Below are 13,014 nucleotides of genomic sequence, written 5' to 3' on the forward strand. Positions count from 1 at the left end.
CATATGCATCTACATAAATGCAATTGCATCGATGTTGAAAGGCACATTCCTATGAAACCCGCCGACACCCTCGTTCTCGTCAGCCATCCGCTCTGCCCCTATGTCCAGCGCGCCGCGATCTCGCTGGCCGAGAAAGGTGTGCCCTTCGAGCGGATCGACATCGACCTTGCCGACAAACCGGCCTGGTTCAAGGCGCTCTCGCCGCTCGGCAAGGTGCCATTGCTGCGCGTAAGGCAAAATGGCGACGAGACGATAGTCTTCGAATCCGCGGTCATCCTCGAATTCCTCGAGGAAACGCAGGCCAGTCCCCTCCACCCCGCCGACCCTTATGCCCGCGCCCGGCACCGTGCCTGGATCGAGTATGGCTCAGCCATCCTCAACGCCATCGGCCGGTTCTATTCAGCGCCGAGCGAGGCTGGATTCCTCGCCGAGTCCAGCGCGCTGTCGGCGATGTTTGACTGCCTTGAGGCTGAACTCGCTAACGATACCCTGCGGAGCGGGCCATGGTTCGCTGGCAGCCGCTTTTCCCTCGTCGATGCCGTTTACGGTCCGGTCTTCCGCTACCTCGACGCTTTCGACCGGATCGGCGATTTCGGCATCCTGGACGGCAAGCCGCTTGTCCAGGCCTGGCGCAAAGCATTGAGCGACCGCCGGTCAATCGGGCAAGCCGTGGCGCCGGACTATCCGCAGCGCCTGCATGCTTTCCTGTGGGCGAAGGGGTCTTTTCTATCGAGCCTCATTCGGCAACGCGATCCGGCCAGCGCGCTTCGGCAAGCCCAGCTCGCCTGAACGGATCGATCACCGTGCCGGTCACCATCGAGGCCAGGAACCGCGGCGCCGGCGGAATCTTGGCAATCGTCGCCACCAGCCTGTCGCGGATGAAAGGCAGCGCCACGGAGTCCGACTGGTAGAAGGGCGTGAATGCCAGCGACAGCGCCTGGAAGGCCCGCACATGCCAGCGCCGCGCTTTCGCATAGCCTTCGAGAGCAGCCTCGACGCTGCCCGTTCGGGCCAGCGCATGGCTGAGCGCCGCGGCGTCGAGCAGCGCCATGTTGGCGCCCTGGCCAAGCTGCGGACTGGTCGAATGCGCGGCGTCGCCGACCACGGCCAACCGCCGGCCAACCGGAGACTTCATCGTGTGATGGCCATAGCGGGCCAGCGAGAGCTGGTCGAAACTGCCGATCTGGCTGGTGAACGCCTCGGCTTGCGGCCACAGCCGCACCACCCGCTCCTTCCAGGCATCGATGCCAAGGTTGCGCACGGCATCGGCATCCGCCGTTTTCAGGCTCCAGAAGAAGGCCGCCATCCTTTCGGCATCGGGTTCCGGCCGGCCGATCGGCAGCACGCCGATCATCACGCTGGCCTTGTCGTAGCGCTGCAAAAGCGCGTGCTCGTCAAAGCCCTCGCCTCGCCAATCCAGCGATGCCCAGAATGCGCCATAGGTGAGTGGTCGTGGCGCCCCGGCATTGCCGGCGCACTGCCGCAGTTTCGAACGCGAACCGCTGGCGTCGACGACAAGATCGAACGGCCCCGCCCTTCGTCCATTGCCACGGACCAGCGTCGCCCGGTCGCCGGTGTCCAAAGCCTCGATTTCGACGCCGGTTTCGATGGCGATGGTCTCACGCCGGGCAGCGCGAAACAGCACGCCGAACAGAGCCGCCCGGTGCACCGCAAGCCGAAGCGACCGCCGTTCTGGGCGTCGTAGCGGACGTCGAGCACGGTGCGGCCGGTCGAGGCATCGGCGCCATGCAGCCGGTCGATCCTGCTGCCCAGTGCCATGATGTCGTCGAGCAGGCCGAGATCGGCAAGCACCGTCAATCCGGTCGGCTGCAGGATCAACCCGGAGCCGACCGGCTTCGGTTCCTCAAAGCGCTCGAAGATGGTGACGCGGTGCCCGGTACGTCTGAGATAGAGCGCCATGGCCAGCCCAGCCGGACCGGCGCCTGCAATTGCGATATCGTAGGAAATGCCGTTGCCCCCAAGCCGCACTGGCCGGGACAATCCTTCAGCCGCCGGATGAAATCAAGTCGCGATACCGAATGCTAACCGGCTGGGTCAAGCCTGTGTCGAATCAAAGGAAGTGCGCGCGTCGCGCACCGCGTCGTGGTTGTTTTCAGCCCAATTCAACAAATGCTGCAAAGCGTCGAACATCGAGCGCCCAAGGTCGGTCAGGCTGTATTCGACACTGGGCGGCTTGGTCGGAAACACCTCGCGACGTACATAGCCGTCGCGCTGCAGATCATAGAGCGTCTGGGTCAGCATGCGCTGCGAAATGTCGGGAACCAGCCGCCGCAGCTCGCCGAAGCGATAGGGCTGCTCTGCCAGCGCCGCCGTCAACAGCGAGCTCCATTTGCCATTGAGCCCCTGGATGACGTCACGGACCGGGCAATCGGCAATGTTTCCGCCTTCGGTCATCGCTTTGTAGACTTCGAGTTTGGATTTCAGATTGACGGTCCGGCTGTCCATGACTGGTTCCCTGCGTGTGCCTACCTCCCCAAAAACTGCCTTCTTTACGGCGGTGCGTCAATTCCTATTTTAGTGCTGGTCTCTTTTTGAGACCACCACCCGAACCGCCCTTCCGGCGCAATGTCAGGATCCTCCATGACCGCAACTCTTCTCGTCACCGGCGCGTCCGGCCAACTCGGCCGCAGCGTCATCAACCATCTGCTGGACACATTAGAGGTGCCGGCGGCCCGGATCATCGCCACGACCCGCACGCCCGCCAATCTTGCCGACCTGTCAGCGCGCGGCGTCACCGTTCGCGAGGCTGATTTCGACGATCAAGCCTCGCTCGCCAAAGCCTTCGCCGGCGCCGACCGGGCGCTCATCATTTCGACCAACGAGCTGGCGATCCAGGGAAAGCGGCGCGAACAGCAGCTTGCCGCCGTGGCGGCGGCTAGGCAGGCTGGCGTCGGCCACCTGCTCTACACCTCGCTGCCCAACACGGAGCCGGGTTCGCCGGTGCTCTTTGCGCCCGACCATTACGACACCGAACAGGCGATCAAGGCCAGCGGCATCCCCTACACGATCTTCCGCAATGGCTGGTACGACGAGAACCTGTTCATGGCGATGCCGCAGATCCTCGCTTCGGGCCAATGGTATACGTCCGCGGCCGACGGCGCCATTTCCTATGGCGCGCGTGACGATCTCGCCGCCGCCATAGCCGCGGGGCTGGCGTCGGACAACACCGAAAGCAAGACGTATACGCTGACCGGCCCCAGGGCCTATACGTCAGCCGAAGTCGCGGCACTTGTCACCGAAGTCACCGGCAAGCCGATCCAGGTCATTCAGCTCTCGGACGAAGCCTTGACCGAGGGGATGAAGAGCGCAGGCCTTCCCGAGCCCATCGCCCGGCTTCTCGTGTCCTTCGACGCCGCCACGCGCGCCGGCGACCTTGGCATGGTAACGGACTCGATAGAGACACTTTCCGGCCGGAAGTCAGTACCGCTGAAGCAGTTCCTCGAGGCCAACAAGTCCGCATTGGCAGGCTGAAACCAGCGCGGCGGGAAGTCTTTCTCCCGCCGCGCTATTTCGGCGTTTTGACCAGCCCGAGCCGCACCAGGCTTTCCGCGGTGGCGGCCAGCGCGTCCTCGCGCGAGCGCGGCGCCCAGCCGAGCATGCGCACCGCCTTGGCGCCGGTGGCGTTCTTGACCTTGCCGAGTTCCGTCACGAGTTGCGCGGCTTCCGCGTTGAACAGCCCCACACCCGCACCAACCAATCGGGAAGCTCCCGCGTCGTGACCCGCGAGGCGGCAGCGCCGAGCCGCGTTTTCACCGTCTGGGCGATCTCCCGCACGGTCATGAAATCGCCGGCAACGGCCAGGAAACGCTCGCCACTGGCGGCGGGATTGGTCATTGCGCGCACATGCAGGTCCGCCACGTCGCGCGCGTCGACCACACCGAAGGACAGGCGCGGCAACCCAGGTATGGCACCATTCAGCATGCGCTGAACAAATTCGGTGGAGGTCGAATGGTCGGACCCGAGCACTGGTCCGAAAATGCCGACCGGATTGACGACGGCCAACTCCAGCTTGCCACCCTCGGCGGCGATGAAATCCCAGGCCGCGCTTTCGGCGAGCGTCTTCGACTTCACATAGGCGCTGACCTTGGCCGTTGGATCGGTCCAGCTCTCCTCGGTGAAGGGCCGGCCGCCGGGCGGCATCTTGCCATAGCCGATGGCGGCGAAGGACGATGTCAGCACGACGCGTTTGACGCCGGCGTCTCGCGCCGCCCTGAGCACGCGCAAGGCGCCTTCGCGAGCCGGGATGATCAGGTCATCCTGATGCTTCGGCACACCGGGCGGGAACGGTGACGCGACATGCAGGACATAGTCGCAGCCGGCGATAGCGTCGGGCCAGCCGGCATCGCTCATGAGGTCGGCGATGGCAAAGGAAAGCCTGTCGCCCGGCTCGCCGCCGCCGGCCTTGAGCATGGCGATAACGTCGGCTTCGCGCTTGGCGGCGCGCACCGTCGTGCGCACGCGATAGCCCGCCTTCAGCAGGGCAAGAATACAATGTGCACCGAGGAAACCCGATCCGCCTGTGACAAGCACCAATTCGCCGCCCATCTCAGCCTCCCCGTTCAGGCCGAGGCGATCGACCTCGTCAGATCGCCACCTGCGTGCCGATTTCTACCACACGGCCGGTCGGGATCTGGAAATACTCCGTCGCATCCGCCGCCGTGCGCGCCAGGCCGATGAACAGCCGGTCCTGCCATAGCGGCATGCCGGAATTGGGCGAGGCCTTGAGCGAGCGCCGCGACAGGAAGAAGGACGTCGTCATGATGTCGAACTTCCAGCCCTGCTTGCGGCAGATCGCCAGTGCGCGTGGAATGTTGGGCTGTTCCATATAGCCGAAAGTCAGCGTCACCCGCATGAACAGCTCGTTGACCGTCTCCATCTTGACGCGCTCGCTGTCGGGCACCACCGGCTGAGGGGCAGTCACCACCGAAAGGATAACGTTCTGCTCGTGCAGAACCTTGTAGTGCTTGAGGCTGTGCATCAAGGCGGTCGGCGCACTGAGCGGATCGCTGGTCAGGAACACCGCGGTGCCGGATACCAGCTGCGGCTTCTTCTTCAGCAGATTGCCTGCAAGGAAATCGAGCGGGATCTCGTTGCGGCGCGTCTTGTTGAAGAGATAGCGGCTGCCGCGCACCCAAGTCCACATGCCCAGCACGATGGTGAAGGCCACGACCAGCGACGCCCAGCCGCCTTCGAACACCTTGACGATGTTGGAGGCGAAGAAGCCGACATCGATGAAGGCGAACAGCACGGTGAGCGGGATCGCCACCGACAGCTTCCACTTCCAGATACGGGTCATGATCACATAGAGCAGCACCGTCGTCACCAGCATGTTGCCGGTTACCGAGATGCCGTAGGCGGAGGCCAGCTTGCTCGATTCGCCGAAGCCGACCACCAGCATCATCACCACCAGGGCCAGCAGAAGATTGACGCGCGGCATGTAGATCTGGCCGGACTGCTTTTCCGATGTGTGCAGGATTTCCAGCCGCGGCAACATGTTGAGCTGCACCGCTTGGCGGGTCAGCGAAAAAGCCCCTGAAATGACCGCCTGGCTGGCGATGACGGTAGCCGCCGTCGCCAGCACCACCATCGGGATCAGCGTCCAACCCTCGTTCATCTCGAAGAACGGGTGCCCGACCACACCGTTCTTCGCCAGCACGAAGGCGCCCTGCCCGGCATAATTCAACAGCAGGCAGGGGAACACGATCGAAAGCCAGGCAAGCACGATCGGCTTGCGGCCGAAATGGCCGAGATCGGCATAGAGCGCTTCCGCGCCGGTCACGGCAAGGAAGATGGCGCCGATGGTGACGAAGGCGACGTCGGGCGAATGGATCAGGAAGGCGACGATATAGTGCGGACTGATCGCCCACAGGATTTCCGGATCGGCGATGATGTGCTTGAGACCGGAAAGGCCGATGGCCAGGAACCAGATCGCGGTCACCGGGCCGAAGACCAGCCCCACGCCACCGGTACCGAAACGCTGAACCGCGAATACCATGGCGAGGATGACCAGCGTCAGCGGCACGACATAGGGCTGGAAGGTGGGGGTGACGACATTCATGCCCTCGACCGCCGACAGCACCGAAATCGCCGGCGTGATGACCGCGTCGCCGAAAAACAGCGAGGCGCCGACGATGCCAATGCCGAGCATCAGCGCCGAGCGCTTCGGAAAACTGCCGCGGGCCAGCGCCATCAGCGACAGCACACCGCCCTCGCCGCGATTGTCGGCGCGCAGCACGAACATGATGTATTTGATGGTGACGATGATCGTCAGCGACCAGATGATCAGCGACAGAACACCAAGAATGTCGCCACGGTCGGCAACTTGCCCGCCCGACGACGCGACCAGCGCCTCGCGGAATGCATAGATCGGGCTGGTGCCGATATCGCCATAGACCACGCCGAGTGCGCCCAGCATCAACACCTTGGTGCTGTGCTGTTCGATTTCGGGATGGCTCGATTGGTCGACGGGTTCTGCCTCACTACCAGCACTGGCAAGGGCCATGTACGACACTCCGATAAACGCGCGGTGCTCTACGCTTGCTGCAATGCAATATCAAGTGCCGTAACGTTATGGCACTCATGTTGGCGGCGCGGCTTCTTGTGGGCGAATTCGAGCGAATGCCGGTCAATGCGACATTCGCGGGCTCATGTCCGGACCCATGGCAAAACCCGCGGGACGGCGAGCACGTGTCTGTTAAATGGCGACCTGCGTGCCGATTTCAACGACGCGGCCGGTCGGGATCTGGAAATACTCCGTCGCATCGGCCGCCGAGCGCGCCAAGCCGATGAACAGCCGGTCCTGCCACACCGGCATGCCTGAATTGGGCGAAGCTTTCAGCGACCGTCGCGACAGGAAGAACGACGTCGTCATGATGTCGAACTTCCAGCCCTGCTTGCGGCAGATCGCCAGCGCGCGCGGGATGTTGGGCTGTTCCATGTAGCCGAAGGTCAGCGTCACCCGCATGAACAACTCGTTGACCGTCTCCATCTTGACGCGTTCGCTGTCGGGCACGACGGGCTGCGGCGCGGTCACCACCGAAAGGATGACGTTCTGCTCGTGCAGAACCTTGTAGTGCTTGAGGCTGTGCATCAGGGCGGTTGGCGCGCTGAGCGGATCGCTGGTCAGGAACACCGCGGTGCCGGACACCAGTTGCGGCTTCTTCTTCAACAGATTGCCGGCCAGGAAATCGAGCGGGATTTCGTTGCGGCGGGTCTTGTCGAAGAGATAGCGGGTGCCGCGTATCCACGTCCACATGATCAGCCCCATCAGGCAGGCAACGGTGATCGAGACCCAGCCGCCTTCCACGATCTTCACGACATTGGCCAGGAAGAAGCCGCTGTCGATGACGCCGAACAGCAGGGTCAGCGCCAGGGCCAGCGCCAGCTTCCATTTCCACATCTTGCGCATCACCACGAACAGCAGGATCGTCGTCATCAGCATTTCGCCGGTCACCGAGATGCCATAGGCGGACGCCAGCGAACTCGAACTGCCGAAACCGACGACCAGCAGCATCACCCCCATCGCGATGAGCAGGTTGACACGCGGCATGTAGATCTGCCCGGACTGCATTTCCGACGTATGCTGCACCTCGATGCGCGGCAGAAGATTGAGCTGCACCGCCTGGCGGGTCAGCGAAAAAGCCCCTGAAATGACCGCTTGGCTGGCAATGACCGTCGCGGCCGTTGCAAGTCCCACCATCGGCATCAGTGCCCAGTCAGGCAACATCTGGAAGAACGGATTGGTCGGTTTCCCGCCATGGGCGAGCACAAAGGAGCCCTGCCCGAAATAGTTGAGCAGCAGGCAGGGGAAAACCACGGAAAACCATGCCAGCACGATCGGCTTGCGTCCGAAATGGCCGAGATCGACATAAAGCGCCTCAGCCCCGGTTACCGCCAGGAACACGGCGCCGACGGTGACAAAGGCGGCGGTCGGTGTGCTGGCCAGATAAGCGACCGCGTAATAGGGATTGATGGCAAGCAGGACCGATGGATCATCCTTCAAATGATAGATGCCGGCAACGCCGATGGCAAGGAACCACAGCGCCGTCACCGGCCCGAACACCGCCGCCACCTTTCCCGTGCCGAAGCGTTGCACGGAGAACAGGATGGCAAGGATGACCAGCGTGATCGGCACGACATAGGCGCCCAGCGTTGGGGTCACCACGGTAAGGCCTTCGACCGCCGACAGCACCGAGATGGCCGGCGTTATGATCGAATCGCCGAAAAACAGCGCCGCGCCGCAAAGGCCGATCACAAGGATCAGCCGGGCGCCTTTGGGATAGGCGCTGCGTGCCAACGACATCAGCGACAGCGTGCCGCCTTCGCCCTTGTTGTCGGCACGAAGCACGAAGGCGACGTATTTGATGGTCACGATGATCGTCAGCGCCCAGACGATCAGCGACAGCACGCCAAGCACGTGAACGCGCGTTGCGATGCCGGGCGAAGCGTGAAGCGCCTCTCGGAAGGCGTAGATGGGACTCGTGCCTATGTCGCCATAGACGACACCGAGCGCGCCCAGCATCAGAACCTTGGTGCTGTGCTGCTCGACCGCGGCATGGCTCGATTGCTCGACGGTTTCAGCCTCGCTCCCGCTATTGGCAAGGGCCATCGACCACTCTCCGACTAGCGCGCGGTGCTTTATCCATGCTGCGACACGATATCAAATGCACGCGATGGCTGCCATACCAGTACGAAGCATTACCCCTACCAGCCGCAAGCCCTGAGAAACCGCCCCACCGTGCCGGCCATGCCATACTCCAATGCGTCGGCTGTCAACCCATGTCCGATCGACACTTCGGCCAATGCCGGAATGCGCTTTGCCAGCGCGGGCAGATTGGCCACCGTCAGATCGTGCCCGGCATTGACCTGGAGGCCGGCGGCAAATGCCACGTCAGCGGTTTTTCCCAGCCTTTCCAATTCCTTGGCCGCCTTACCGGAATCGGAATGGTAGCTGCCATAAGGGCCAGTATAGAGTTCGATACGATCGGCGCCCGTATCGCGCGCGGCCCCTATGCCGACGGGATCGGCGTCGGAAAACAGCGAGACCCTGAAACCGCCCTTCTTCAGACGCTTGACGATCGGCGCCAGGAACGCCGCATCGGCGATAAAGTTCCAGCCGTGGTCGGAGGTTGCCTGTGAGGGATCGTCGGGCACCAGCGTCACCTGCTCAGGCTGGTGCTTCTCCACAAGCGCCAGGAAATCCTCGTTTGGGTAGCCCTCGATGTTGAATTCCGCCTGCGGGAATTCGTCGTCGATCAGCGCCCTGATCTGGGGCAGGTCGGAATGCCGGGTGTGACGTTCGTCGGGGCGCGGATGCACCGTCAGCCCATGCGCTCCGGCGGCAAGGGCAAGGCGGCCGACGCCGATTACGCTGGGCCATGGCAGGTCGCGCCGGTTGCGCAGCATGGCGATGGCGTTGAGGTTGACGGAAAGCTTGGCGGGCATGGGCTGGCGTCCGTGAAACAGGCTATCGAGGCGCGCCACGCTCATTCGTTCCGGCACGGCGCATTTGAGACGGCACATCTATAGCGTCTTTAACGGGAACAGATAGGGCCTTTCCGGTGTTCCAGAAGACCAACATACTCCACGAAAAGGAGGCGCTACCTTGAATTTCCTCCAATCCGTGCCGGCGATCCGCCGCATCGATACCAGCCGCGACGACCTCTTTGCCATCGATGTGGTTGGCCATGTCTCGGCCGCCGATGCCGAGAACCTGTTTGGCCTGCTCGAGGCGGCCTATTTGCTCCATCAGAGAATCGACGTGGCCGTGCGCATAGTCGATCACGAGGGCGTCGACTGGGCGGACATCTCCGATGAGACCATCAAGAAGGGTGCCGTCCACGCATTGGAACATATTGGCCGTTGCGCGGCGATCGGCGCCCCTGACTGGACGCCGAACGCACGGCGCGCCTTGCCCGCTTCGTCGCCCGTCGAATTCAGGCATTTCAAGATCGAGGACGAAGCTGCTGCCTGGGAATGGCTCGGGGCGCGACCGACGGGCCAGGAGGCCACGGCCGCTCCAGAAAAAGGATGAAACGGTTTTCCACCTACCCGCCGACCCCTTCTATCTGACGATCGTCAGTCGTTCAGCGGCCCGGGTGATGGCTGTATAAAGCCAACGCTGGCGCGTTTCCTTGAAGGCCCAGCTTTCGTCGAATAGCACGATCTCGTTCCACTGCGAACCCTGCGCCTTGTGCACGGTCAGCGCATAGCCATAGTCGAAATCATCGAAGCGCTTCTTCTGCTGCCAGGGGAGTTCGGCGTCCGGATCCTCGAACGCCGCCTTGAGCAGCTTGATCTTGGCGACGCCACGATCCGGATCGTCCTCCTCGGGCGACACCAGAAGGTTGATGCCGGGCTTCACCGTCTCGCGCGACGAGGTCATCACCTTCCACAGCGAGCCGTTGAGCAGGCCTTTGGCTGGGTCGTTGCGCAGGCACACCAGCTTGTCGCCCGCTTGTGGGTAATCCGCATTGAAGCCCTTCAACTCGCGCAGGCGCTGGTTATAGCGCCGCCGCGTCCGGTTGGTGCCGACCAGCACCTGATCAGCCCTCAGCACCAATTCCTGGTTGACGTCTTCCTTGCCGATCACCTGCGCGCTGCCATAGTCGCCGCGCATGAATTCGCGGCCCTCGCGCACATCGAGCGCCAGCCGCAGGATCGGATTGTCGCGCGCCTGCCGGTGGATCTCGGTCAGCAAAAAGTCGGGCTCGTGATCGGTGAAGAAGCCGCCGCCCGAGATCGGCGGCAACTGGCCGGGATCGCCCAGCACCAGGATCGGCGTGCCGAAACTCATCAGGTCACGGCCGAGCTGTTCGTCGACCATCGAGCATTCGTCGATGACGACCAGTTTCGCGCGCGAGATCGGGCTCTGCCGGTTGAGCGAAAAGGTCGGCGACATCGACGTCTTGCCGGTCACCTCGTCGGCCACCGATTCCTCGCCCTTGGGCCTATAGATCAGCGAATGGATGGTGCGGGCGTTGACCGCGCCCTTGGAGCGCAGCACTTGCGCCGCTTTGCCGGTGAAGGCGGCGAACTGCACCTGGCCGTCAACATGTTCGGCGAAATAGCGCGCCAGCGTCGTCTTGCCGGTGCCGGCATAGCCGAACAGCCGGAACAGCTGCGGCTTGCCGGTCTTCAGCCAGCGGGCGACCGCTTGCAGCGCCTCATCCTGTTGGGGTGAAAATTCCATCTAATCGTGTGACCGGATTCGCGAGGCAAACACAAGATAGCCGCCACCAGCATCGACATAGCGGGCGGCGAACTCCCCCCGTGGTTCCAGGCTATCAGCCGCAATCAAGAACGTAAAGGGAACGAAACAGCCTGCATTCAGTTGGCAGCGCGCGGGTCGTTGTCCAGCAGGATCGGCTTGCCATGCGGCGTGGCGTGCGCGGCACGCTCCCAGGCCCGCGCCATCGCATCGACGTCAGGCTTGGCGGCCAGCCCCTTGGAAGCAAGCAGGGTTTCAAGCGCCGTCAGCCAATGCTCGTAGTAATCATGGCCGTCCGCCGCGGCATCTGGCTTCTTCACCTCGGCGGACAGGGCATCCGCCCACTCGCTCCACGAAAACAGGCCCTTGTCGTGCAGCGCCACCGTCATGGCGAAGGCTTCGGCCTGCCATGGCTCGGCGAAAACCGGTGCGTCGAGGCCGGTGGGCAATCCGGTGGCAGGCCCCTTCACTTCACGCCGGTTCAAGATAGCTCTCCCAGGCGTCGATCGAGACGGTCAGTGTCGGGTCGGCGCCCTCGCCCCAGATTTCCGTGCCGTCGAAAACCACGGTATAGACCCATTGCGGATTCTCGCCCTGCCCATGCGCGTTGCTGTCGGGGAAGACGAAGCCGTCGCGCACGGCCTCGATCGTCCCGTTCTTGTCGCGCGCATAGCGCGGCAGCCTGGTATGGCCGGTCGGATTGAAGTTTTTGGTCCGCACCGAATCACCAGCCTTGAAGCGCGGCGCTGTCTCGACCGGCCGATCACACGGACCGCCCTTGGCCAGCACAGCCGGAACGTTTTCCGCCTTCAGCACCCGTTTCGGAGTCGCCGCCGGATCGATCGCCTCGCCTGCCCCGAGGTCGCGTTCGCTGACGAAGCCGTGCCGCTTGAGCAGGATCTCCAGTGCCTTGATCCAGATCTGATAGTAGCTGGAGCTGTAATAGTCGGCCGGATGCAGCGATTCCCGCGCGTGCCGGCTCTCGTCGATGTTCCAGGCGCCCATGCCGCCAGCGCAGAGCGTCACGCCGAGCGCCCGCCGCTCCCATGGAGCATGGAAATAGGGTTCATCCTTTTCGGGCGCGACCGGCCCGAACCCCATCTGTCCGCCGAGATCTTGCGGCCCGTTCATGCCCGTTGACTCGCCAGCGCGGTGCCGATCATGGCATCGCGGCTCACCAGTTCCGCCAGCCGCTCCTCGCTCCAGCCTTCGGTGCCCTCCGGCCGCATTGGCACGACGAGATAGCGCAGTTCCGCCGTCGAATCCCAGACGCGTATCTTCGTCCCGGCCGGCAGCACCAGCCCGAATTCCTCGAGCACGCCGCGCGGATCGATCACCGCGCGCGACCGATAGGGCGGCGCCTTGTACCACACCGGCGGCAAGCCAAGCACCGACCACGGATAACAGGAACACAGCGTGCAGACGACGAGGTTGTGGGTGTCCCCGGTGTTGAACACCGCCTGCATGTGCTCGCCTTGCCGGCCGGTATAGTTCAGCGATTCGATTGCCCGCGTCGCGTCGCGCTTCAGCCACTCGGCAAAAGCGGGATCGCTCCAGGCCTTGGCCACTACCCTGGCACCGTTGCGCGGGCCGATCTTCGTCTCGTAGGTATCGACGATGACGTCGATCGCGGCCGGATCGATCAGCCCCTTGCGGATCAGGATGGTTTCCAGCGCCCGCACCCGCGCGGCAAACGGATCGAGTTCGTTGTCGTGGTCATGATCGTGGGACATGGCCGCAAATTACGGTTCCGATCCGCCGGCCGCAAGCTCCATGGCTTGGGC

The 13,014-nt window shown here is 63.4% G+C and carries 11 protein-coding genes and 2 pseudogenes; 3 read left to right on the forward strand and 10 right to left on the reverse strand.

Annotation, left to right across the window (positions count from 1 at the left end):
- Positions 1-51: 51 nt before the first annotated feature.
- On the forward strand, positions 52-789 hold the full coding sequence (locus FJ434_RS12440; RefSeq protein WP_140747316.1) for a glutathione S-transferase family protein: 738 nt from the start codon (positions 52-54) through the stop codon (positions 787-789).
- Here the strand turns inward: FJ434_RS12440 and FJ434_RS12445 are convergent.
- Positions 737-2,001 (reverse strand): annotated as a pseudogene (locus FJ434_RS12445) (NAD(P)/FAD-dependent oxidoreductase). The gene FJ434_RS12440 and the pseudogene FJ434_RS12445 overlap by 53 nt on opposite strands.
- 54 nt (positions 2,002-2,055) lie before the next feature.
- Positions 2,056-2,466: a helix-turn-helix domain-containing protein gene (locus FJ434_RS12450; protein ID WP_140747319.1), complete on the reverse strand. Its 411-nt coding sequence runs from the start codon at positions 2,464-2,466 to the stop codon at positions 2,056-2,058.
- 135 nt (positions 2,467-2,601) lie between these two features.
- Between FJ434_RS12450 and FJ434_RS12455 the strand changes: the two genes are divergently transcribed.
- Positions 2,602-3,492, forward strand: a complete 891-nt coding sequence (locus tag FJ434_RS12455; protein WP_140502519.1) for an SDR family oxidoreductase — start codon at positions 2,602-2,604, stop codon at positions 3,490-3,492.
- Positions 3,493-3,526: 34 nt separating this feature from the next.
- Here FJ434_RS12455 and FJ434_RS12460 read toward each other — a convergent pair.
- The 4 genes and pseudogenes from FJ434_RS12460 to FJ434_RS12475 form a co-directional block, all read right to left on the reverse strand.
- Positions 3,527-4,566, reverse strand: a pseudogene (locus FJ434_RS12460) (aldehyde reductase).
- A gap of 37 nt (positions 4,567-4,603) precedes the next feature.
- Entirely contained in the window at positions 4,604-6,523 is a 1,920-nt protein-coding gene (locus tag FJ434_RS12465) for a potassium transporter Kup (RefSeq protein ID WP_140715947.1), read from the reverse strand.
- A 192-nt stretch (positions 6,524-6,715) separates the two neighbouring features.
- The gene (locus FJ434_RS12470; RefSeq protein ID WP_140747322.1) at positions 6,716-8,629 is read right to left on the reverse strand and encodes a potassium transporter Kup; all 1,914 of its coding nucleotides are present in this window, start codon (positions 8,627-8,629) and stop codon (positions 6,716-6,718) included.
- Between the two features lie 95 nt (positions 8,630-8,724).
- Positions 8,725-9,465: a pyridoxine 5'-phosphate synthase gene (locus tag FJ434_RS12475; protein ID WP_140747325.1), complete on the reverse strand. Its 741-nt coding sequence runs from the start codon at positions 9,463-9,465 to the stop codon at positions 8,725-8,727.
- Between the two features lie 160 nt (positions 9,466-9,625).
- Between FJ434_RS12475 and FJ434_RS12480 the strand changes: the two genes are divergently transcribed.
- Entirely contained in the window at positions 9,626-10,054 is a 429-nt protein-coding gene (locus FJ434_RS12480; protein WP_140747328.1) for an STAS/SEC14 domain-containing protein, read from the forward strand.
- A gap of 30 nt (positions 10,055-10,084) precedes the next feature.
- Here the strand turns inward: FJ434_RS12480 and FJ434_RS12485 are convergent, their stop codons facing one another.
- The 4 genes from FJ434_RS12485 to nthA all read right to left on the reverse strand — a co-directional run bounded on the left by FJ434_RS12485 (position 10,085) and on the right by nthA (position 12,963).
- Positions 10,085-11,212, reverse strand: a complete 1,128-nt coding sequence (locus FJ434_RS12485) for an ATP-dependent RecD-like DNA helicase (RefSeq protein WP_140747331.1) — start codon at positions 11,210-11,212, stop codon at positions 10,085-10,087.
- A gap of 137 nt (positions 11,213-11,349) precedes the next feature.
- Positions 11,350-11,715 carry a nitrile hydratase accessory protein gene (locus FJ434_RS12490; protein WP_181165909.1) on the reverse strand — a complete coding sequence of 122 codons (366 nt, stop codon included), beginning with the start codon at positions 11,713-11,715 and terminating at the stop codon, positions 11,350-11,352.
- Complete coding sequence (nthB, locus tag FJ434_RS12495; protein WP_140502513.1) at positions 11,702-12,361, reverse strand: nitrile hydratase subunit beta; 660 nt, start codon at positions 12,359-12,361, stop codon at positions 11,702-11,704. The genes FJ434_RS12490 and nthB overlap by 14 nt, the downstream gene beginning before the upstream one ends.
- Positions 12,358-12,963: a nitrile hydratase subunit alpha gene (gene nthA, locus FJ434_RS12500; RefSeq protein ID WP_140747333.1), complete on the reverse strand. Its 606-nt coding sequence runs from the start codon at positions 12,961-12,963 to the stop codon at positions 12,358-12,360. The genes nthB and nthA overlap by 4 nt, the downstream gene beginning before the upstream one ends.
- Positions 12,964-13,014: the final 51 nt, after the last annotated feature.

Origin of the sequence: Mesorhizobium sp. B2-5-13 (assembly GCF_006440535.1) — a bacterium.
Taxonomy (GTDB): Bacteria; Pseudomonadota; Alphaproteobacteria; order Rhizobiales; family Rhizobiaceae; genus Mesorhizobium; species Mesorhizobium salmacidum.

What these genes read in the sequence shown, in the direction of transcription:
- FJ434_RS12440 (WP_140747316.1), top strand. Translation starts at nt 52, where the DNA reads ATGAAACCCGCCGACACCCTCGTTCTCGTCAGCCATCCGCTCTGCCCC.
- FJ434_RS12450 (WP_140747319.1), bottom strand. Translation starts at nt 2,466, where the DNA reads ATGGACAGCCGGACCGTCAATCTGAAATCCAAACTCGAAGTCTACAAA.
- FJ434_RS12455 (WP_140502519.1), top strand. Translation starts at nt 2,602, where the DNA reads ATGACCGCAACTCTTCTCGTCACCGGCGCGTCCGGCCAACTCGGCCGC.
- FJ434_RS12465 (WP_140715947.1), bottom strand. Translation starts at nt 6,523, where the DNA reads ATGGCCCTTGCCAGTGCTGGTAGTGAGGCAGAACCCGTCGACCAATCG.
- FJ434_RS12470 (WP_140747322.1), bottom strand. Translation starts at nt 8,629, where the DNA reads ATGGCCCTTGCCAATAGCGGGAGCGAGGCTGAAACCGTCGAGCAATCG.
- FJ434_RS12475 (WP_140747325.1), bottom strand. Translation starts at nt 9,465, where the DNA reads ATGCCCGCCAAGCTTTCCGTCAACCTCAACGCCATCGCCATGCTGCGC.
- FJ434_RS12485 (WP_140747331.1), bottom strand. Translation starts at nt 11,212, where the DNA reads ATGGAATTTTCACCCCAACAGGATGAGGCGCTGCAAGCGGTCGCCCGC.
- nthB (WP_140502513.1), bottom strand. Translation starts at nt 12,361, where the DNA reads ATGAACGGGCCGCAAGATCTCGGCGGACAGATGGGGTTCGGGCCGGTC.
- nthA (WP_140747333.1), bottom strand. Translation starts at nt 12,963, where the DNA reads ATGTCCCACGATCATGACCACGACAACGAACTCGATCCGTTTGCCGCG.